General features: G+C 44.7%; 17 protein-coding genes and 2 tRNA genes. 10 read left to right on the forward strand and 9 right to left on the reverse strand.

What is annotated here, in order from left to right:
• The first annotated feature begins 10 nt into the window (after nucleotides 1-10).
• From AACT21_RS08950 to AACT21_RS08960, 3 genes are all read left to right on the forward strand, one after another.
• Nucleotides 11-1102 carry a flagellar assembly protein FlgT gene (locus tag AACT21_RS08950; protein WP_094163823.1) on the forward strand — a complete coding sequence of 364 codons (1092 nt, stop codon included), beginning with the start codon at nucleotides 11-13 and terminating at the stop codon, nucleotides 1100-1102.
• Nucleotides 1103-1156: 54 nt separating this feature from the next.
• Nucleotides 1157-1233: transfer RNA gene (locus AACT21_RS08955), tRNA-Arg, on the forward strand.
• A gap of 165 nt (nucleotides 1234-1398) precedes the next feature.
• A complete protein-coding gene (locus AACT21_RS08960; RefSeq protein WP_029189872.1) occupies nucleotides 1399-1905 on the forward strand; it encodes a Fe3+-citrate ABC transporter substrate-binding protein in 507 nt (168 codons plus the stop codon).
• A gap of 104 nt (nucleotides 1906-2009) precedes the next feature.
• Here the strand turns inward: AACT21_RS08960 and AACT21_RS08965 are convergent, their stop codons facing one another.
• Both AACT21_RS08965 and gltX read right to left on the reverse strand, forming a co-directional pair.
• On the reverse strand, nucleotides 2010-2996 hold the full coding sequence (locus tag AACT21_RS08965; protein ID WP_176430183.1) for an OmpA family protein: 987 nt from the start codon (nucleotides 2994-2996) through the stop codon (nucleotides 2010-2012).
• A 260-nt stretch (nucleotides 2997-3256) separates the two neighbouring features.
• Nucleotides 3257-4684: a glutamate--tRNA ligase gene (gene gltX / locus AACT21_RS08970; protein ID WP_013856240.1), complete on the reverse strand. Its 1428-nt coding sequence runs from the start codon at nucleotides 4682-4684 to the stop codon at nucleotides 3257-3259.
• Between the two features lie 238 nt (nucleotides 4685-4922).
• On the opposite strand from gltX, the gene AACT21_RS08975 reads away from it, so the two are divergent.
• The gene (locus AACT21_RS08975) at nucleotides 4923-7448 is read left to right on the forward strand and encodes a heavy metal translocating P-type ATPase (RefSeq protein ID WP_176430184.1); all 2526 of its coding nucleotides are present in this window, start codon (nucleotides 4923-4925) and stop codon (nucleotides 7446-7448) included.
• A gap of 13 nt (nucleotides 7449-7461) precedes the next feature.
• The gene (locus AACT21_RS08980; protein WP_013856238.1) at nucleotides 7462-7911 is read left to right on the forward strand and encodes a DUF411 domain-containing protein; all 450 of its coding nucleotides are present in this window, start codon (nucleotides 7462-7464) and stop codon (nucleotides 7909-7911) included.
• 66 nt (nucleotides 7912-7977) lie between these two features.
• Here AACT21_RS08980 and AACT21_RS08985 read toward each other — a convergent pair whose 3' ends face one another.
• Nucleotides 7978-10629 carry a beta-N-acetylhexosaminidase gene (locus AACT21_RS08985; RefSeq protein ID WP_094163796.1) on the reverse strand — a complete coding sequence of 884 codons (2652 nt, stop codon included), beginning with the start codon at nucleotides 10627-10629 and terminating at the stop codon, nucleotides 7978-7980.
• Nucleotides 10630-11564: 935 nt separating this feature from the next.
• Nucleotides 11565-11641, reverse strand: a tRNA-Pro gene (locus tag AACT21_RS08990).
• A 275-nt stretch (nucleotides 11642-11916) separates the two neighbouring features.
• Here AACT21_RS08990 and AACT21_RS08995 point away from each other — a divergent pair.
• Together AACT21_RS08995 and rluF are read left to right on the forward strand one after the other, a co-directional pair.
• Nucleotides 11917-12057 (forward strand): DUF3149 domain-containing protein, encoded by a 141-nt coding sequence (locus tag AACT21_RS08995; RefSeq protein WP_010319399.1) that lies wholly within the window; start codon nucleotides 11917-11919, stop codon nucleotides 12055-12057.
• A gap of 389 nt (nucleotides 12058-12446) precedes the next feature.
• Entirely contained in the window at nucleotides 12447-13424 is a 978-nt protein-coding gene (gene rluF / locus AACT21_RS09000; protein WP_094163800.1) for a 23S rRNA pseudouridine(2604) synthase RluF, read from the forward strand.
• A gap of 138 nt (nucleotides 13425-13562) precedes the next feature.
• On the opposite strand, the gene upp is transcribed toward rluF, so the two are convergent.
• Nucleotides 13563-14189 (reverse strand): uracil phosphoribosyltransferase, encoded by a 627-nt coding sequence (upp, locus tag AACT21_RS09005; protein ID WP_026027908.1) that lies wholly within the window; start codon nucleotides 14187-14189, stop codon nucleotides 13563-13565.
• A 168-nt stretch (nucleotides 14190-14357) separates the two neighbouring features.
• Between upp and purM the strand changes: the two genes are divergently transcribed.
• Complete coding sequence (purM, locus tag AACT21_RS09010) at nucleotides 14358-15398, forward strand: phosphoribosylformylglycinamidine cyclo-ligase (protein ID WP_094145423.1); 1041 nt, start codon at nucleotides 14358-14360, stop codon at nucleotides 15396-15398.
• 3 nt (nucleotides 15399-15401) lie between these two features.
• Entirely contained in the window at nucleotides 15402-16043 is a 642-nt protein-coding gene (purN, locus tag AACT21_RS09015; protein ID WP_017047307.1) for a phosphoribosylglycinamide formyltransferase, read from the forward strand.
• A 110-nt stretch (nucleotides 16044-16153) separates the two neighbouring features.
• Here the strand turns inward: purN and AACT21_RS09020 are convergent, their stop codons facing one another.
• Entirely contained in the window at nucleotides 16154-16987 is an 834-nt protein-coding gene (locus AACT21_RS09020; protein ID WP_010320094.1) for a class II glutamine amidotransferase, read from the reverse strand.
• A gap of 63 nt (nucleotides 16988-17050) precedes the next feature.
• A complete protein-coding gene (gene lpcA, locus AACT21_RS09025) occupies nucleotides 17051-17626 on the reverse strand; it encodes a D-sedoheptulose 7-phosphate isomerase (RefSeq protein ID WP_010320095.1) in 576 nt (191 codons plus the stop codon).
• A 347-nt stretch (nucleotides 17627-17973) separates the two neighbouring features.
• Here lpcA and fadE point away from each other — a divergent pair, with 347 nt between their 5' ends.
• On the forward strand, nucleotides 17974-20418 hold the full coding sequence (gene fadE, locus AACT21_RS09030) for an acyl-CoA dehydrogenase FadE (protein ID WP_017046613.1): 2445 nt from the start codon (nucleotides 17974-17976) through the stop codon (nucleotides 20416-20418).
• A 93-nt stretch (nucleotides 20419-20511) separates the two neighbouring features.
• On the opposite strand, the gene AACT21_RS09035 is transcribed toward fadE, so the two are convergent.
• Nucleotides 20512-21762 (reverse strand): TIGR03503 family protein, encoded by a 1251-nt coding sequence (locus tag AACT21_RS09035; protein WP_176430185.1) that lies wholly within the window; start codon nucleotides 21760-21762, stop codon nucleotides 20512-20514.
• Nucleotides 21763-21770: 8 nt separating this feature from the next.
• Nucleotides 21771-22514: a DNA polymerase III subunit epsilon gene (gene dnaQ, locus AACT21_RS09040; RefSeq protein ID WP_013856229.1), complete on the reverse strand. Its 744-nt coding sequence runs from the start codon at nucleotides 22512-22514 to the stop codon at nucleotides 21771-21773.
• Nucleotides 22515-22516 lie beyond the last annotated feature (2 nt).

Here is a 22516-nt window from a genome sequence, read left to right on the forward strand (position 1 = left end):
ATGTTGCACCATTACCTTTTCTCAGGCCGTTAATGCTGCTTGGTATGAAGTGACCGGATCGTCAGCCATTGTTTCCTCAGAGGAAGTCGCTCGCCTCAATGCATTGGAAGATGCCATCTATAAGGCGGTAAACTTTGCCGGGGCAGACATCGGTAGTATCAGTAACTTGCGACCACTGCTGGAATCAGACCGTAAAGAGTACCAGTTTACTAACCATGAAGTACGCTATGTGTTAGTTGAAGAGAATAAAACACGTCGGGGAGTGATGTATGTTAAAGCTCGAATTGATATTTATCCTTCGGCAACAGGTTGCCACGTTAGCCAATATAAGAAAACGTTTTTAGTGGGTAACATTGATCTTGCATCGCCACAACAGGCGGTTATGGGGCAAATTTACAGTGTGGGAGATGATTTTGCACAGGTACTCAACCGCCAACTCGATCAAGAATCTCGCAGTTTTGTGTCGGTTGGCACCACAGATTATGCAATTGAAAAACAGCACCCAGAACGCTTAACCATGATTGCAGAGGACACGGGGGCACAGTACATTTTGGGGGGAACCATCACCGATTTAACTGCCACGATAGAGCAAAAATTACTCGCCGATGATGTGATTAACCGTCAATTTGCTATGCAAATCCAAGTGTTTGATGGCAAAACAGGCCAAGAAGTCATGACTAGACATTATAGAGAAGTCGCTAAATGGCCCTTCGCCAAAACCAGTCAGATAGATACGCGCAGTGCTCGTTTTTGGGCTTCAACCTTTGGCAGCATGATGCTGCGCGTCAGCCGAAATATCATGCTCGATCTTGAATCGGAGCTTTCATGTAAAATAACTCTCCCCGAGGTTGTGGCTAAATATGGTAATACCATCACGATAGATTTAGGACGTGTGCATGGCGTTAAAACCGGTGACCAATTGCAGTTGTGGCATACAGGTTCATTCATTGATCAGAAAGGGCTACCACGAAATAAAGTGACTCAAAGTGATATTACCCTTACGGTTACTCGCGTCTATGAAAACGAAGCAGAGCTGAGTGTTGATCAAGAAAATCTCGCCTCTAGCATACAAATTGGCGATGTTATGCACAAACAGCTTTAATTTTCGTTTTAACTAGTTAACTTCACAAAATTATTGAGTAAACTAGCCCTCCTTGCTCCCGTAGCTCAGTAGGATAGAGCGGCCCCCTCCTAAGGGGCAGGCCACAGGTTCGACTCCTGTCGGGAGCGCCATTTTGATAAAGCCTCAACACCCAACTGGTGCTGAGGCTTTTTTTTCTGACGAAAAATTGACCTAATATTGATTTGAGCCACTACTATTCATATACAGTGATTACTGTAAGTTCTATGTCAAATAATCTAGAATTAGTATTAACAGATTTATCGATAGATAAGATCATGAAAAAGAGTAATCTAATCACGAATACTGGTCACCGCTTTATCTCTAAAGCAAAGACCGCCTATAAAATTCATATCCATACGCCGGACGATACGGTATTGCACCGTTCTGTCGGCTACATACGTATTGGTGAGAAAAAGGGGCTTAAAAAGGCGATAAAGCTGCGTAATGAATTAGGTTCAGAGATGTGGGGCAAACATTGGCGTCGTCTGCTCAAAGATCCCTATTTGATGACTCGTCTACCACACAGTTTAGAACCTAAAATCATATACAAACCCAGACCAACGCTCGATAACCCGGAAGCTCGGGATCCTTGTTATATCGCGGCTTGGAGACACTATGATGAAAAAGGTAACTGTATATTTCAAAGCGTCGTTTGTTCGATCAACAAGCATGGCAAGCTTGCCGCTTATACCAAGACGAAAAAGGCGCTATTAGAGGCTTATAAAGAAGACTTGGATATTCTTGTCTACATGGGCCGATTGAATAGTATTGATTTGAAATAACGTGGCGTGATACCGGAGCGGTTAGAGGCTCAAATACATTGTTTTACAAGAAGAAAGCCCGCGTTTTTCACGGGCTTTCTCTATTTTCTAATACTTAAGCGTTATTATTTCACTTCATAATCAAAGCTTGGAATAACGATATCAACACGACGATTTTGCTTTCGACCTTCGACTGTATCGTTCGATGCGATTGGGCTATTTTCCCCTTCACCTTTTACGGTAAGACGGTTCGCATCCACACCTTTAGCAATCACAACATCAGCAACAACTTGTGCGCGTTTTTCTGATAGTTTCTGGTTGTAAGCCGCAGCGCCAGTTGAGTCAGTATGACCAATAATTTCAGCATCGGCTTGTGGGTAAGTTTGCAAATATTTCACTAGTTTATCGAGCTGGTTAGTACTCTCTGCTGTTAGCTTAGTACTGTTATGGGCAAAGCTACTGCTGTCCAAACGTTGAAATGGCACATGCTTAACAACCGTTTCAGGTTCTTGGGGAATAACGACTGGCTCAACCACTGGCTGTGCAACTTCTTCAACAAACACCTCTTGCACGATGACTGGCGCAGGTTCTGCTTTACTTCCACCAAATTTATACGAAACACCTAAGGTAGCCGAGTTACCTGCCGCTCGGACAAGATCGTTATTAATATCGGTGAGGCTTTGATATTCCAAACGTAAAGTGACGTTATTATCGGTGTTGAACTCAATACCAGCGGCACCTAAATATGAGTAATCATCTTTATTGCCATAGTCAACATAAGCACCGCCGACTTTAGCATATAAGGCAATGGCATCAGTCAAAGGAAGGCTGACTTTCGGTGCGAGTGTAATGGCCGTTACTTTTTCATCATTCAGCCCCGCACCACTAAATTTGCCCAAGTAATCGTAACCGGCCTCTAATGAAAGCCAATTAAACGCTTGGTAACCAAGGTAAGCACCGACGGTAGAAGATTCATCTTCACACACATCTCCAGCACGACAAGCGTCATCAAGCCAAGATTTACCAACTTTAGCACCTACGTATACTTCAGCCATTGCGGCAGAAGATGCAAAAACAAGCGCCATTGAAACTGCTGCTGCTAACTTTTTCATACTTTTTCCTTTCCTATTTATCGTTATCATAATGCGGTTGCGGTACCCAAAAAACGGTTTACTTTTCGCCTACACACATACCTACATAACTCGGAACCACTATACTGTATGTAAAGAAAGCTTAAATAGCGCATTAGTTTATTCTCTGTCATCGTTTTGTGAAATATTGTCAGTGCTCTACACCAAAGGATTTAACAAAGCCGATATAAAGAAAAACCGCAGCATAAGCTGCGGTTCAAAGCGTTGTTCGTATGATTGACTTATTGAGCGTTCGCTTCACGCTCAGCAATAAAGGCTAATGCCATATTGATACGAGCAATGACACGCTCTTTGCCGATCAGTTGCATGACAGCATCAACCGATGGCGATTGACCACCGCCAGTGACAGCAACGCGCAGCGGCATGCCTATTTTACCCATACCGATTTCAAGCTCTTCACACACTTGAGCGATGACAGCGTGCAGGTTTTCCGTTGTCCAGTCACTCAATGCTTCTAATTTGCTTAAAGCAAGTGCTAGCGGCTCTTTCGCCACACCGCGCAAGTGTTTTTTCGCCGCATCAGCATCAAACTCAGCAAAATCTTCAAAGAAGTAACGAGATTGAGCAGCAAGTTCAACCAAGGTATTGCAGCGTTCACCAACCAGTTTAACGATCTCAGCTAATGCTGGGCCGTTGTCTTTATTGATGCCTTGTTGCTCAAAGTGCCATTCAAGGTGTTTTGCAACATATTCAGGCTCTGATGTTTTGATGTAGTGATTGTTCAGCCACAACAACTTATCAGTATTAAATGCAGATGCCGATTTGCTAATAGCATTTAAACTGAAGAACTGAATCATCTCTTCACGCGAGAAAATTTCTTGGTCGCCATGAGACCAACCTAGACGAACTAAATAGTTATTCAATGCTTCAGGCAGATAACCTTCATCGCGATACTGCATTACAGAAACAGCGCCATGACGTTTAGATAGCTTCGCGCCGTCGTCACCTAAGATCATTGCGCAGTGCGCAAACACAGGTACAGGAGCACCTAACGCTTCGTAAATGTTGATTTGACGAGGTGTGTTGTTGATGTGATCTTCGCCACGAACGACATGAGTAATCCCCATATCCCAGTCATCCACCACCACACAGAAGTTATAGGTGGGTGAGCCATCAGTACGGCGAATGATCAGATCATCCATCTGGCTGTTGGAGATTTCGATACGACCGCGGATCTGGTCGTCAAAAATTACGCTGCCTTCTTTAGGATTACGGAAACGGATAACACACGGATCCCCTTCTTTTGCGGCGTCGTTAACCGCTTTGATTTTTGGGTGATCAGCATCGTAGCGCGGCATCTCTTTGTTCGCTTCTTGCTCGGCACGAACTTCATCTAACAGCTCTTTAGAGGCGTAACATTTGTAGGCTTTATCTTCAGCAAGCAGCTTATCGACAACTTCATTATAACGATCAAAATGTTTAGTTTGGAAATATGGGCCTTCATCCCAATTCAAACCTAGCCAAGTCATACCTTCAAGAATCGCGTCTACGGCTTCTTGCGTCGAGCGCTCTAGGTCGGTGTCTTCAATACGCAAAACAAACTCACCACCTTGGCTTTTTGCATAAAGCCAAGAGTAAAGTGCAGTACGCGCACCACCAACGTGAAGATAGCCTGTCGGGCTAGGAGCAAAACGAGTTTTAACCGTCATTTGATTTCCTTAGGGATAAAAAGACAGCGGAGAACATGTCCACTGCAAGTACCAGGATAAAAAGTGGCGACATTTTACCACTGACGGCTAAATCTACAATCCTCGATTGCCTTTCGTTTTTCTGCGCTCAAGAATAACGCTTAAAATTCGCTTAACTTTCCTTTAGTGGAACTTGACCTTACCCTAAAGGTAAGGTTTATGCTTCTAGCTATTGAGTTGGTTTACGGGGAATTTATCAATGAAACGCTTTCAATTGCCTTTATCAGGGCTGAAATGCATGGGTTGCGCGAAGAAACTTGAGCAGCATCTCAAGCAAGAATTTGAGGTACAAATCCACCAGCTGTCACCCACATTCATCGAACTGAGCACTTCGGCCTCTTTAAGTGAACTCATCGCCGCTATCGAATCCTTAGGCTATCAAGCCTTGCTCAGCACGAACAGCGATCCTCTGCCCTCATCGCAACCCACAACCTTGGTTAGCGATACACAGCTACTCGCACAAGAGACAGAAGCCTCAATAACGGGTTTGGTTAGTACCCACTTACTGATCCAAGGAATGACTTGCGCAAGCTGTGTCTCTTCGGTGGAAAAAGCACTTCTAAGCGTTAACGGTGTACAAAAAGCGCAAATCAATTTAGCGGAACAAAGCGCCTTAGTGCTCTCGCAAGCGGATATCGCTGACCTTGAACGGCAATTGCTCAATGCCATTACTCATGCAGGCTACCGTGCAGAGCGAGTCGATGACCCTGCCCAACAACAAGAAAAACAAAAACAGCAATCACTTGATTTACAAAAGCAACATAAAACCAATGCATTACTAGGTTTAATAATGGGTATTCCGTTAATGCTCTGGGGCCTTCTTGGTGGCAGCATGATGATTGTGACCACTCAGCAACAAATATACTGGGGCGTTATCGGCATTGTGTGTTTGGCTCTATTGGCCACCGCTGGCCGCCACTTTTTTAGCCATGCTTGGCTTGCGTTAACCCATAAGCGCGCTACCATGGATAGCTTAGTCGCCCTAGGAACCGGAGCGGCTTGGGCCTATTCAATGTTGGTAGTGATTTACCCAACTTGGTTTCCCGTCGCCTCGCGTCATGTTTACTTTGAAGCCAGCGCGATGATTATCGGTTTGATTTCACTGGGCCACTACATTGAGGCGAAAGCCAAAGCGAAGACAACCCAATCCTTGCAAGCCTTAATTAACTTGCAACCACAACAAGCAACACGCATCACGGCGCAAGGCGATCAACAGATTGCGGTTGAATTAGTACAACTTGGTATGCAACTGCGCATAAAACCGGGAGAAAAAGTGCCGATAGACGGCAAAGTCCTCAGCGGTGAATCTTATGTTGATGAATCCATGCTCACTGGCGAGCCGATCCCCGTCCTAAAAGTGGCAGGCGATGCCATTGCGGCAGGCACCATCAATCATGATGGCAGCTTAGTCATCGAAGCCACCGGCGTAGGGGCGCAAACCATGCTCTCGCGCATCATCCAAATGGTTCGTCAGGCGCAAAGCAGTAAACCAGCCATCGCCAAACTGGCAGATCAGATATCCGCTATTTTTGTACCGACAGTGGTTATGATTGCCCTGTTTTCTGCTCTGATTTGGTACTTTGTAGGCCCTGAACCTAAGGCCAGTTATATGCTAGTGGTTGCGACAACAGTATTGATCATTGCTTGCCCTTGTGCCTTGGGTTTAGCTACTCCACTCTCGGTTACGGTAGGAGTTGGTAAAGCCGCTGAAATGGGTATTTTGATCAGAGATGCCAATGTATTGCAATCGGCAAGCAAAATCACCACTGTAGTATTTGATAAGACAGGTACGCTCACTCAAGGTAAACCAACTGTTCAGAACTTAGTCACGTGGGGAATTGAAGATAGCAAATTGTTAACCCTTGTTTACGCTTTGGAACTGCGCTCTGAACATCCTCTTGGCAAGGCTATCTGCCATTATGCGCAACCGCTGGTATCAACCAGCGCCGAAGTCGAGCAATTTACCAACCTAAGAGGCAAAGGGCTAATGGCAAATATTGGCGGTGATTCCGTCGTCGTTGCCTCTTTATCGCACCTTGAGTCACTGGGCGTTCCTCTTACTCAAGCACAAACGACCATTGAACACTACGCAGAACAAGCGTGGACGCCGGTCGCGGTTGCCATTAACGGTGAACTCAAAGGTCTCATCGCAATTGCTGATCCAATCAAACCTAACGCTGCACAAGCTATCAGCACACTGAACAAAATGAACATTCGTACCGTGATGCTAACCGGAGATAACCAAAGCGTGGCCACTGCAATCGCCAAACAACTAGGCATACAGCAAGTGATCGCTCAAGTACTTCCGGATCAAAAAGCACAAAAAATCGTGCAGTTACAAGAGAAAGGCCAAATCGTCGCCATGGTCGGTGATGGTATTAATGATGCGCCAGCCCTTGCGCAAGCCGATATTGGTATCGCAATGGGCAGTGGCAGTGATGTCGCAATAGAGAGTGCGCAAATGACATTGCTCAACTCCTCACCGCTTGCCGTAGTCAATGCTATCGCTCTTTCTAAAGCGACAGTAAAAAACATGAAGCAGAACCTATTGGGCGCGTTTATTTATAACACCTTCGGCATTCCCATTGCCGCTGGTGTGCTTTATCCCGCTTTTGGCTTTTTACTTAGCCCTGTAGTTGCAGGAGCGGCAATGGCTTTGTCCTCAATCACAGTCGTGAGCAACGCTAACCGCTTGCGTCTATTTAAATCCCCTTTTCACTCTTAGAGGTTAGATAAAAATGAAAATGATCACAGCCGCTATGCTTAGCACCTTGTCTCTTATGAGCTACTCCGCATTCGCCACGGTGACCGAGGTGACCAATTACAAATCCCCTTATTGTGGCTGCTGTACTGAGTGGTCCACTCACATGCAACAAGCAGGATTTAAGGTTAACGAGCAATTGCAAGAAGATATGACGGCGATAAAACAACAATTGGGCATTACACCCAAGCTCGCCTCTTGCCATACAGCCGTTATCGACGGCTATGTTTTCGAAGGTCACATTCCAGCCACAGACATTCAAGCCTTTCTCGCTAATCCACCGAAAAATGCCAAAGGGTTAGCCGTGCCCGGCATGCCAATCGGTTCTCCAGGTATGGAATCTGGTGATAAGAAAGAAGCCTATTCGGTTTTTGCTTTTAACGAGCAAGGTCAGGTGTTTGAGTTTGCTCACCACGAAGGTAATTGATTTTATGTAATAAAGCCTCCGACAGATGCGGAGGCTTTCATTTGGGTGCATTGATATGGCTACGAGTTATTTAACACTAGTTACTCGGCTGACTTGCTCGCCTGAAGCAGAGATAGAACGGATCCAGACCTCACCGGACACCTTCGGTTGTTCGATGCTCGAGTAAGTAAACCATTGTTGACCATCTAATGAATATTGCAGCTCAACGCCTGGGAATGACGAATTCATCGACAATGTACCCGCTTCAATCTTAGCTCCGGGAATTGGCAGGCGATAATCAATGCCAGCTTTTTCCAGTTTCGCCAGCTCACGTTGCCCAACAATATTAGCAAAACGAGTCCAATCTTGATTCAGTGCAGACTTATTGACTAAATTCGTTTGCTGAGAGTATTCAACCCCTACTTTATAGTCGTTCTCCCACTCCGCTTTATGCCAAGCACGCTCGGCAGCCGCCAACACTCGGGGGAAAACCATATATTCATACTGCTCATCACTACGAACCGTTTCTGACCACAATTGAGCTGACAAGCCGTAGAATGGTTTCGACGTCACCTCTCCTTTACCGACAAAACCATTACCATCACGATCTAATGAAGTTTCAGCGTTTTGCGGCATATTTTCCGGTGCAAAACCAAACATTTTGCGTGTATCGGTCGCACGGGTGGCCCAGTAATAACCGCGCTCTTTAGGATCCGCTTCATAAGGCATATCCATGTAGACATAATCAGGGTTAGAAACAATTACGTCGTAACCTTGTTTTGCCCATTCATAAACAGAGTTTGTACCGCCCCAATAGAGGACATCCCAAAAGTTCACACGTGTATTGCGCGTGGCAAAAGCAGATTCTCCCTCGCTGTATTTCAAGCCATCTTGCCATGCTTGGAAATTCTCAATCCCTTTATCGGCGACAATTTCCGATACTTGCTCAGCAAAATAACTCGGTAAATGAGCAAAGTCACTTACTACTCCTTGGCTGACTAATGCTTGGCACTGTGGCGATTTCGCAAATGGTTTATCTTGTTGTGAAAGATCTAAGTTACCTTTCCAACTGACTTTTTCCGTCGCATTAATATCTTGGAAACCCGCGCCTAATTTGATGTTTTTCGCCTCATCGCCACCAAAATGCCAAGTCGATAAAGGCATGCCCGCCTCACTGTGCATCAAGGCCACTTCAGTGATCACTTTGTCCACAAAGCGTTTAGACGAGTCTAAACAAGGGTTAATAAAACTCTGCTTATCATAAAACTGAACCGTCGTAACATTGGAGCTGTCTTGAGGATCCATCAAGCGATACTGGCTAGCCTGTTCGGTTTTCCCCTCTTGGCTCAAACGATCAAAACGAGCCTCCATTGAAACAACCGCAGAGCGAGCATGGGCTGGCATATCAATTTCAGGAATCACTTCAATATTGCGCGCTTTAGCGTGCTTGAGGATTTCAATGTAATCAGCTCGACTAAAATAACCAGAGCCAAAGTTATCAGAATTTGGACCGGAGCCAAGCTGTGGCAGCAAGCAGTTTTTCTCATCTAAATCAAAGCAGCGCTGTCCACCAATGTCGGTCAATTCAGGTAAGCCCGGAATTTCTAAACGCCAACCTTCATCATCGGTCAAATGAAGATGTAATTTATTCATCTTATAAGCCGCCATTTGATCTAACGTGGCCAAAATCGCTTGCTTAGAATGGAAGTTACGTGCGACATCCACCATCACACCACGGTAATCAAAACGTGGAGCATCTTCGATGCGGATCGCTGGCAGCGCTGTGACATTCTGGCTATCCACTAAACCCAAAATAGATTGAACGGCGTAGAAAGCTCCCGCCTCATCAAATGCACGAATAGAGATAGCATTCGGTGCAATCTCCAACTCATAAGCACCCGATGTCGCCATCTGGTCAGAAAATTCGCTCGGTGTAATCGCAACACCAACCGCCAACTCTCCATCAAGCTTCAGCCCAATCGTTTTAGCACGCGCCTGCAATGCTGAAAACTGATCCGTCGCAAAGTCCTTCACATCAAGCTTAAGGCCACGAGTAATGTCAACAACACCTTGACCAAGCGTTGTTTTTAGAGGCGTTGGTAACAGAGCCGTTGATACATCTTGCAGTGATACATCGCTATTTCTCTCAAATCGGCTGATGGCCGTGGCAAACACATTATTATCGCTGGTGGTGCGTTTTATATTGTCGCCCTCAAGCCCACGCACAAATGACGACGTGTCCTCTGTATTGAGAGATACAATAAGTTTAGGCTCTGTATTGGGCGCCGCAACGAATGCACGCGGCATAAAGTCCGTTTCAAACAACTGCCAATATTCAGCGACCAGAGGCAAAACAACCTCTTCGCCCGCAGCAAAACCATCAAATTTATCAGTAGGTTCAAGCTTATGTAAATCACCCGTTAAACGAGTAATTTTGAATTGATCATTTTCAACATCCAGAATCAGTCGAATGCTGTGGAAATAGATAGCCCACTGCTTTGAATTCACGGCTTCACCTTGGTTAACCAAGGTCATGTTCACTTTATTACACGATGCCCATTCCGCTTCGAGAGCCTGACATGCCAATCCTTCATCTGCCCCGTGATTCGTTAATACGGTGTAATGAATATCCAAATTTTCCGCCAGCGCATCGACTACTTTCTGCTCTGGTGATTGCAACAAAGAGCAACCTGATAATGTGGCGATAACCGAAACAGCAATCAAACTAGGTTTCAACATTTGACTCACCTTACCTTTAAAATAAAAACCCAATATCCTGTTAAAAGGACTCAAAACAGCAACAAGCATAAAGGCTTGTGACCTAAGGCATTCACCATACAAGGAGTTATTTCTAAGCGTAAAATAATTAGCTACACGAAGTGATCCAGTTCAAATCCTCTAAAATACAATCAAAACAAAACCATTTAAAATCAATAGATTAAACTTGACGTCAAAACCGTAATTTATTATTTGACGAGTTTAACTTGAGAAAGATCACATAAAAATGCATAACAAAAATGAATTTATGAATAGAGATCACTACTCACGACAAGGCGAGAAGTTCATTAAAGGGATTTGGCAGGTTAAATCGTGATATAGGTCATAAATTGTAATGACTCATCAAACGTCAAAATGCGCTAAAGTGACGTTTTTTACACATCCTAATGCTATTTATTATCGTGGAATATTGACTGCTATTTTCAATAGTTGAATTTGCTCGGAGAAGGGTGGACAGTGAAAGAGCCTGATAGTGAAGGAGGAAAACCCTTTATCTTTGGTAATGAAAGTGATCACATCCAGATGCAACAAAGCCCCGCATTACTGCGAGGCCTTTAATGTGGTCGGTGAAGAGCCAGATAGTGAAAGAGGCGAACCCTTTTCTCTTTGGTAACGAAAACTTACCGTTTCCAGATGCAACAAAGCCCCGCATTACTGCGAGGCCTTTAATGTGGTCGGTGAAGAGCCAGATAGTGAAAGAGGCGAACCCCTTTCTATTTGGTAACGAAAACTTACCGCTTCCAAATGTAACAAAGCCTCGCATTACTGCGAGGCTTTTAATGTGGTCGGTGAAGAGCCAGATAATGAAAGAGGCGAACCCCTTTCTCTTTGGTAACGAAAAAACTCACCGCTTCCAGATATAACAAAGCCCCGCATTACTGCGAGGCTTTTAAGTATGGTCGGTGAAGAGGGATTCGAACCCCCGACCCTCTGGTCCCAAACCAGATGCGCTACCAAGCTGCGCTATTCACCGAAATTTTTGCTCTGCACTTAGCGAGCAGTTCCGAGCTTTTTGCCTAGAACGGATGCGTATATTACTCATCTAAAACTAAGACGCAAGCCTTTAATCTTATTTCCATCAAATAACAAACTCATTGGCTAAATCACCATCAAATACACATAAAAACGTGACTAATTACACACCAATAGAAACATCAAGTTAACCTATGCAACATAATTGATCCAGATCAGTGTCAGCAAACAGAGCAAACTTTAACTTGGCTGTGTCTTCGAAACTTTGGAGGAAACATGGACTTTTGGCTTGATCTCCTATTTGGTAATGCTGTGGGACTATCTTCAATGATAGTAATCTTTGGTGCTTTTGGTCTTATGCTGTTTTATGGCGGTTTCTTCATTTATAAAGTGATGAATGACAAATCTCCTCACTAGATCGCTTAGCACCTATTGAAAAATAGTGTGACGCTATGCACCGGGGTGGATTATCTGTCTGCCCCGGTTTTTTATCGCGTTAATAACTCTATCTTCTTGATGAATGGTATCATTCGCTACTCAAGAACGGTTCGATAAGACACCTGTCTCAAAATAGTTTCCATTTTCTCATACAAATAAAAACATTCCCTCAACGCATAAATAAAGGCGTCAATGCCGTCTATATCTTGTTGAGGAAAAGTGATGGGGAAAGGCTGGAAACCATGAGTGTCATTAAAAACGCCTTGGTTAATTAATATTAACTGCTAAAATATCGCAACGTTAATAGGCAACACTCAGAGTGTTGCTTTCTTTTTATTCACCGCCGTTGGGAAACGTAAGAGCAACCTATGTCACAACAAGCCACCATCCGTTTAAACAAATACATCAGTGAAACTGGTTTTTGTTCTCGTCGAGAGGCCGATAAGTTAATTGAACAAGGCCGAGTAACCATCAATGGACTATTGCCGGAAATGGGCACTAAAGTCACGCCAAACGATGAGGTGTGTATTGATGGTAAGCCATTAAAATCAAAAGAAAAACCGATATACATTGCCCTTAATAAACCGACTGGAATCACCTGCACAACAGAGCGCGATATTCCAGGTAACATTGTTGATTTTATTGGCCACCACAAACGTATTTTCCCGATAGGTCGATTAGATAAACCATCAGATGGACTGATCTTTCTGACTAACGATGGTGACATAGTCAATAAGATATTACGTGCTGGTAATAACCATGAAAAAGAGTACGTCGTTCGAGTAGATAGACCCATCACTGACGAATTTCTACATAAGATGGCCTCTGGTGTGGAGATTCTTGATACGGTGACACTGCCTTGCAAAGTAACCCAAGAAACGAAGTTCTCCTTTAGAATTGTGTTAACACAAGGGTTAAACCGTCAAATTCGTCGTATGTGTGAGGCCTTAGGTTACGAAGTGTTTAAACTACGCCGAGTTCGTATTATGAACATCAGCCTAGACGGTATCCCTAATGGTGAATGGCGTTATTTAAGCGACGAGGAAGTCGCTGAAATATTAGCAATGTGTGAGAGTTCTTGCGGTACGGAAGGCGCGTCCAAGCTTGATGTGACGGGTAAGCGTATTCGCAAAGCTACCGATGCAAAACTGTTTGATAGTCGTGAGCAAAATCAAACCTCGACGGCACGCAGAAATCAAAAGCCAAAAACGTTCCAAGGACGCAATGCCGATGAGTTTCGCCATGCTCCAAATACAAAAAGAGCACCGCGCCGACCCACAAATTCATCACAAGGTGCACCAGCTAATAGCCACAGAAAAAGCAGTACGTTAAGCCTTAAAAAATAATCATCGAACAATGCGTTAATTCTGTAGAGCAATAAAATGACCGTAATGACGCATCACTGAAGCAACGATAAAAAATCGAAGCAACTATAAAAAAGGAGAAACTTTCGTTTCTCCTTTAAGACAGCATAAAATTAACGCTTATTTCGTACCAAAAATCTTATCACCAGCATCGCCAAGACCAGGAACGATATAACCTTTATCATTCAATTTCTCATCAATTGCCGCCGTATAGAGCTCAACATCAGGGTGCGCTTTTTCTAACGCCGCGATGCCTTCAGGCGCTGCAACTAAAACGAGAATTTTAAATTGGTTACAGCCGCGCTCCTTGAGCAAATCGATCGTCGCAATCATGGAACCGCCAGTTGCCAGCATTGGGTCAACCACAAGCGCAATTCGCTCCTCAATATTAGAAGCGAGTTTGTTGAAATAAGGGACAGGCTCAAGTGTTTCTTCATCACGATAGATGCCAACAACACTAATCCGCGCACTTGGAATGTGCTCTAAAACGCCGTCCATCATGCCAAGACCAGCACGCAAAATAGGTACTACCGTTACTTTTTTACCTTTGACTTGATCAATTTCAACTGGGCCATTCCAGCCTTCAATCGTCACTTTTTCTGTTTCAAAGTCTGAGGTTGCTTCATAAGTTAGTAGGCTACCCACTTCTGTAGCTAACTCACGAAAACGCTTAGTGCTGATATCCCCTTCCCTCATTAACCCAAGTTTATGCTTAACTAGAGGGTGTTTAACTTCAACAACTTTCATTTTCATCTCCGACGACATTTAAACAAACCTTCGAATTGTACACACTTTTTATGCTAATTTCAGTGCCAATTATAAACAAAAAAACTGACGCAAACGTTTTCCTTTTTGTTTTAAGCCCTGTTAGAATAGCGCCGTTTTCATATCCAACTTATGACCGAGGACTTCCCCGTGAGCGGTAATAACACTTCTCTTAGTTACAAAGATGCTGGCGTAGATATTGATGCAGGCAATGCACTTGTTGAACGAATTAAAGGCGCCGTCAAACGCACTCGTCGCCCTGAAGTTATGGGTGGCATTGGTGGTTTTGGCGCGCTTTGCGAGCTACCAACCAAATATAAACATCCTGTTTTAGTCTCTGGCACCGATGGAGTTGGCACAAAACTTCGCCTCGCATTGGATATGAATAAGCACGACACCATTGGCATTGACTTGGTTGCAATGTGTGTTAACGATTTGATTGTTCAAGGTGCTGAACCGCTTTTCTTTCTGGACTACTACGCCACGGGCAAATTGGATGTAGATACAGCTGCTGATGTGGTGTCGGGTATTGCCGATGGTTGTGTGCAAGCAGGTTGCGCTTTAATCGGTGGTGAAACCGCTGAAATGCCGGGTATGTACGAAGGTGAAGATTACGATGTCGCTGGCTTTTGTGTCGGTGTGGTTGAAAAAGAAGAGATCATCGATGGCTCAAAAGTAGCAGCAGGTGATGCTCTGATTGCGGTTGGCTCTAGCGGCCCTCACTCAAACGGCTATTCATTAGTTCGCAAGATCCTGGAAGTATCAGGTGCCGACAAAAATGAAGACTTGGCTGGCAAAACGATTGGTGAGCACTTACTGACACCAACCAAGATTTACATCAAATCAGCGCTTAAAATGATCGCCGAGCACGATATTCACGCCATTTCACACATTACTGGCGGTGGTTTCTGGGAAAACATTCCTCGCGTTCTTCCACAAGGGACGAAAGCGGTGATTGACGGCAATAGCTGGGAATGGCCAATTATTTTCCAATGGCTGCAAGAAAAAGGGAATGTAACCACTCACGAAATGTACCGCACATTTAACTGTGGTGTCGGACTGATTGTTGCGCTTCCAATGGATCAAGCACAAACGGCTGTTCAATTACTGCAAGCGGAAGGCGAAAATGCGTGGGTTATCGGTCATATTGCTGAAGCTCAACTCGATGAAGAGCAAGTAGAGATCAAATAACTGATGAAAAGTATTGTTGTTTTAGTTTCAGGAAATGGCACCAACTTACAGGCTATCCTTGATGCGTGTGAAACGAAAATTAAAGATGGCAAAGTAACGGCTGTTTTTTCAAACAAAGCAACTGCTTATGGCTTAGAACGAGCTAAAAAAGCAGGTGCGGCGGCGGTGCATATTGACCCAAATGCCTTTGACACGCGAGATGCGTTTGATGCGGTATTGATGGAGAAAATTGACCAATACGCGCCTGACTTAATCATTCTTGCTGGCTACATGCGTATTCTGAGTGGTGAGTTTGTGCGTCACTATTTAGGACGGATGCTCAATATTCATCCTTCTTTACTTCCTAAATATCCTGGGTTGAATACCTACCAACGCGCGATTCACGCAGGTGATGAAGAGCATGGCACCAGTGTGCATTTTGTGACTGAACAACTTGATGGTGGCCCAGTCATTCTACAAGCAAAAGTGCCTATTTTTGATGAAGATACCGTTGAGATTTTGACTCAACGTGTCCAAGCTCAAGAGTATCGAATTTACCCACTAGTGGCACAATGGTTCGTTGAAGGACGCTTGGAAATGCGTGAAGGTAAAGCCTATTTAGATGGCCAATTACTTGGCATGCATGGTTATGCTTTCGATGAATAAATCGTATCTCTAAATAGTGCGAAAAAGGTTGCCTCAACAGCAACCTTTTTTATTGTCATCTCAAATACAATTCAAACAGCAGTAAATAGACAAGCTTAAGAATAAAAAACTTAAATGGGTGCTTGGCAGCCTGGCTTTGCCGCGGCAAACGGAATGTCAGCTAAGGACTGCGCATTGCCATCAACGTATTCGCCATAATGGAAAATCGCATATTCGCCTGGCTTCATTCGTTGCCAAGTTTCATTTCCCGTCAGTGGCTGAGTCGCAATCACTGACACAACATCATCAGGCGTTGTTTCTTCTTGGAAGTTAATCTCGACATCTTCATCAAGTAAACTTGCTTTCCCAAAGGGGGCGCGTCGAGTAATCCAGTACAGATGATTCGTGCAATAGGTCACCACAAACTCACCGTCAGAAAGTAGCATATTAAACACACCTTGCTGCTTAAGTTGATCGCAACACTTCGCAACGAATTGAAACATGCTGAGCATATCTTGAGGCGGTTCAGGATAACGCGCTTCTAACTGCTTTAACAACCAACAGAAAGCTTGCTCGCTATCGGTTTCACCAACAGGGCGATAGCGCCCAGTTTCTAGCTGCTGATGATCAGCCAATTGTCCATTGTGAGCGAACGTCCAATATCTCCCCCACAATTCTCGAGTGAATGGGTGAGTATTTTCCAAATTCACCCCACCCCGATTTGCTTGACGAATATGGCTAACCACTGCCCGACTTTTTATAGGGTAACTCTGCACAAGCTCTGCAATTTTTGACTGAAAGCTAGGGTTAGGATCTTTAAAGGTACGAAACCCCTTCCCTTCATAGAAAGTGATTCCCCAACCATCACGATGCGGCCCCGTGTTGCCGCCACGCTGAATCAACCCAGTAAAACTAAAGCAAATATCAGTCGGCACATTGGCACTCATACCGAGCAATTCACACATGGTTTAATGCACTCCCTTTTGCAACCACAAACACATTAAAAGAAAAGAACGATGTGGAACTTCTTACGCCATCTCTTTTTCAATCAGTTGGATAACGATGTGGATGATCTTGATATGGATTTCTTGGATACGATCCGCGTAGCCGAAGTGCGGGACACGAATCTCGATATCCGCTAAACCTGCCATTTTCCCACCATCTTTACCGGTCAGTGCAATGGTCTTCATCCCTTTGGCTTGGGCCGCTTCAATCGCTTTCAAAATGTTCCCCGAATTACCAGAAGTCGATAGGCCAAACAGGACATCGCCTTTTGAACCCACCGCTTCCACATAGCGAGAGAATACAAAATCGTAACCAAAATCATTGCTAACGCAAGACAAGTGGCTTGGATCTGAAATAGCAATACCAGGATAACCCGGACGATTCTCGCGATAGCGCCCCGTTAGCTCTTCAGCAAAGTGCATTGCATCACAGTGGGAACCGCCATTACCGCAAGAGAGCACTTTCCCGCCTTGCTTAAATGAGTCGGCAATCAGTTTTGCGGCGGCCTCAATTTGAGCGATGTTATGCTCATCATTAAGAAATTTGTTTAGCACGTCAGCCGCTTCGGTCAATTCACTTTTAATTAAATCCTGGTACATAGATATATTCTCTTTTTAATCTGTTTACCGATAGGCTCCATCAATCAAGAGCCAGTAACAGGCTTGAGTTTACCCAAACCATCCTTTCTGTCGATAGTTCGACTTCAAGAATTGTTGTTTTCTCCCGCTTCCCACTCCAGAAAGCCCTCTATGGGTTGTTTATTTTGAGGTTTTGCCCTACATGGATCACTTTTTGAACAATACAAGGTTTTACATTTCGTTAATAATTTGATTACACTTAGCACTGGTTAGACCACTTACACAAACGAGACGACTAACAACACTTCCCAATGCACTGACAAAAATCAGCCGCAATGGCGTGAATACAGTCTCAAAGGAATGAAATTATGGACATCTTGCTCTCTATACTTGGTTTTCTCACCGTGTTCGGTGTGTGCCTCTACCACAGAATGTCACTTTTTAGCGCATTAGTTGCGCTAACGGTAACCATGGTGGTTCTTACCCTGCTGGATTACACCGGGGTGATTGGATGGTTGCTGTATTTAGCGGCTATCGCTTTATTAGCCGTTCCCTCTATCCGTCAAAGCGTGATTAGCGAAAAAGCATTAACACTGTTCAAAAAAGTGCTGCCAGCAATGTCACAAACCGAAAAAGAGGCATTAGATGCAGGAACCGTTTGGTGGGAAGCTGAACTGTTTAAAGGCAAACCGAACTGGAACAAACTACACAAAATTGCAGCGCCGACATTAAGTGCACAAGAGCAAGCCTTTATTGATGGACCAGTCAACGAAGTGTGTGCCATGGTTAGCGATTATCAAGTTACGCATGAATTAGCCGACTTACCTCCTGAGGTTTGGCAATATTTAAAAGATCATAAATTCTTCGCCATGATCATTAAAAAACAATACGGCGGCTTGGAGTTTTCAGCTTATGCACAATCCATTGTGCTACAAAAGCTAACGGGTGTATCTGGAGTGCTTTCATCCACCGTTGGTGTACCGAACTCTTTAGGCCCGGGCGAACTTTTACAACATTATGGTACTGAAGATCAGAAAAACCATTACCTGCCACGTTTAGCGGAAGGTAAAGAGATTCCCTGCTTTGCATTAACCAGCCCAGAAGCAGGTTCCGATGCAGGTTCAATTCCTGATTTTGGCGTGGTATGTAAAGGGAAATGGGAAGGAAAAGAAGTGTTAGGGATGCGCCTAACGTGGAACAAGCGCTACATCACGCTCGCCCCGGTTGCAACCGTATTAGGCCTAGCATTCAAACTGCGCGATCCTGACGGCTTACTTGGGGATAAAACAGAGCTTGGCATCACTTGTGCGCTCATCCCAACCCACTTAAAAGGAGTTGAAATTGGCAATCGCCACATGCCATTGAACGTTCCATTCCAAAATGGTCCGACACGTGCTAACGACTTATTTGTGCCGCTTGATTTCATTATTGGCGGACCAAGCATGGCAGGACAAGGCTGGCGTATGCTTGTAGAGTGTTTATCGGTTGGACGTGGCATTACGTTACCTTCTAACTCGACGGGCGGAATTAAAACTGCGGCGCTAGCAACAGGAGCTTACGCTCGGATTCGTCGTCAATTTAAGCAACCAATTGGCCATATGGAAGGTGTCGAAGAGCCATTAGCACGTTTAGGTGGTAACGCTTATGTGATGGATGCGGCGAGCAATTTAACCGTAGCTGGTATTGATCTGGGCGAAAAACCCTCGGTCATTTCCGCTATAGTCAAATACCACTGTACCCACCGTGGTCAACGCAGCATTATTGATGCAATGGATATCGTGGGCGGGAAAGGCATTTGTATTGGTCCTGCTAACTTTTTAGCTCGCAGCTACCAAGGTGCACCGATTGCCGTAACCGTCGAAGGGGCCAATATTCTGACTCGCTCAATGATCATCTTTGGTCAAGGCGCTATCCGTTGTCATCCTTATGTTTTAGAAGAAATGAACGCCGCTTATTCACAAGATTCTGATGCCGTTGAGAAATTTGACGCCGCTCTTGCAGGTCACGTCAGCTTCACCATGAGTAATCTTGTGCGCAGTATTTGGTTTGGTGTTACCGATGGTTTGGGTTCATCTGCACCGACTAATGATGCAACCAAACGCTACTATCAACAACTAAACCGTTACAGCGCTAACTTAGCACTGCTTTCTGATATTTCGATGGCTGTATTGGGAGGCTCTCTCAAACGTAAAGAGCGTTTGTCAGCACGCCTTGGCGATATTTTGAGCCAACTCTACCTCAGTTCTGCCACACTTAAGCGTTTTGAAAATGATGGTCGTCCCGTGGAGGATCTTCCTTTGGTTCATTGGGGTCTGCAAGACAGTTTGAAGCAGACGGAAGTCGCCATTGATGAATTCTTAGCCAACTTCCCGAATAAAGCGATTGGTAAGGTACTTCGTATATTGTTGATGCCGATTGGTCGAGTACGCAAAGCACCTAGTGATAAATTAGATAGCCAAGTTGCGCAGATCCTGCAAACACCGAGTGAAACTCGTTCACGCATTGGTCGCAACCAATATCTCGCCCCAACGGCGCATAATGCGGCGGGTAAGATTGAACAAGCACTGGAAATCATTTTACGTGCAGAGCCTTTGTTCGATAAAGTGTGCAGCGTCACCAATCAACGCCGTCCATTCTTGCGTTTAGATGAAGTGGCCGCCATTGGCTTACAACAAAAAATTCTAACCGAACAAGAAGCACAGCTATTAACGGAAGCTGAGGCTCATCGTTTGTATACCATTAATGTCGATGATTTTGCGCCACAGGAACTGGCCGCAAAGCCTCAATATCCGGCAATGAATGATGTTGCGTAAGTCAATCTATTGAATGTCAAAGGGCGTTTTAAACGCCCTTTTTTATGACTGGAATACAGAATCAAGAGGTTGCCAACTCGGCAACATCCCTTGTTATTTCTTCGGCATATTCAACTGTAATTCGGGTTGCAACGCCTTTTTCGCTTTAATCTTACGCATCACAAACCACGCCAAAAGCCCAATCAATATCGCACCAATATTACCAATAACAATGAACATAATACTGCGGCTCGTTGCTTCCTCTCTCATCTGAATAATCAACTGCTCTTGTTCAAGCTTACGCTGCTGGATTTCTTCTTCAATCTGTAAGCGGCGAGTCTCCTCAATGTTGACATCATCAACCACGCTGTAAGTATGCTCAGCAAGCGGGAAGTAAAGTGGACGCTGGCTGGCAAGCTCTGTCGCATACAACTTTCCAGACCAACGATAGTTACCGTTGTTTCCATTGTATGGAATTTCTAAACTTAACTTTAGCGCCTCTTTTTCTGACTGCCCCTCAGTAATAAAGATATCATCATAAATATTCGCATGTTCGACATGGGCAACGATGGAGCCTGGGGCTATCATTCCTTGCTCACCCGAAAAAACAATTTGATGTGGCGCACCATCAACACGAGATTGGATAAAGGTGGTTGATACTGGAGCTGGGTAAACCAGCACCTCTTGCTCTTGGGCGCGTAAAAACACGCCGTTGCCAGAGGTGATCCTAACGCGATACTTACCCGGCATTGGAGTGATGGGCAGCGCTACAGTGAAAATGCCATCACCTGGCTGTTCATCTAAACCACGTCCATCATCGGCAAATTCACCAATCACTTCCGGTAATGGACGCGCTTCTTTAATCAGATCTTCTTCATTTTCAACGTATTTAGTAAAGGTCACTTTTAAGTTGACTCTATCGAGAAAGTCTCTCAACAATAAAGGCTTACCGTCGGAGGTTAATCGCGCGGTAAATTTTATCACTTCACCAAGGTATAAGCGCGTAGGAAACAGATCAGTATCAAGTTGCAGATGAGAAATAAGCTTGATGCTATTTTGTGAGGAAACCTTGCCTATGGCCTGCCAAGGGCCAGGCATTGGCTTATCAATTGAAATAATATCCATTGTAGGTTCTTGATACCAACGCACATTATCGCTATGTTGCCAAGCGTAATATTTCTTACCATCAGGCCGCACAAGCACCACGGGTTGGGATGACTTTTCGCGATACACAACAAAAGTAATTTGTGAAATGGTTGGATCCACACGGAAACGATTGTCGAGCAGCGACATCGAGGAGGAATTCACCGCAAAAACGCCTGTACTCCACATCAGCGTAATCACTGCTGCCATTATCCTCAACATATTTTCTCCTACTGACGCCAAAGACAGCTTCCGCTCTTTTCGACTAGATCCAATCTTTCTTGGTGTGCTTGTAATTCATCGGCACAAGCCTGCAAAACCTTTAGCTTTTTCCGACCTGCGACAGCTCGTTTTATTGACTCTCCTCCCACACTGCCATCACTGCGCGTTCCGGCACTGAACTGTAACGAGGTTTGCCCGCCAGTCATCAGCAGATAAACGTCCGCTAATATCTCCGCATCGAGCAATGCACCGTGCAAGGTACGATGTGAGTTATCGATACCATAACGATCACAAAGTATATCCAAATTGTTGCGTTTGCCGGGGAAAATACGCTTTGCCATAGCAAGCGTATCGGTCACTTTGCAATACTGCTCCGTCTTACCGATTTTAGCGTCGAGCTTGCGAAACTCGTAATCCATAAAACCGACGTCGAAGGGAGCGTTGTGTGCCACCAGCTCAGCCCCCTTGATGAAATCTAAAAACTCTTGATGCACATCGCGATATTGCGGTTTGTCCATCAAAAACTCATCGGTAATACCGTGGATTTCGATCGCTTCTAACTGAATCTCACGATCGGGTTTCAGGTAGACATGGAAGTGGCGGCCTGTCAGCTTGCGGTTGATAATTTCAACGGCACCGATTTCAACAATGCGGTGTCCTTCATAGTGAGGGCCGCCTTCACGGTTCATACCCGTGGTTTCCGTATCGAGAACGACGATACGTTGGGATTGGGAATTGCTGCTAGTATTCATAA

This window comes from Vibrio sp. V08_P9A1T1, from assembly GCF_963874405.1.
Classification (GTDB): Bacteria; Pseudomonadota; Gammaproteobacteria; order Enterobacterales; family Vibrionaceae; genus Vibrio; species Vibrio anguillarum.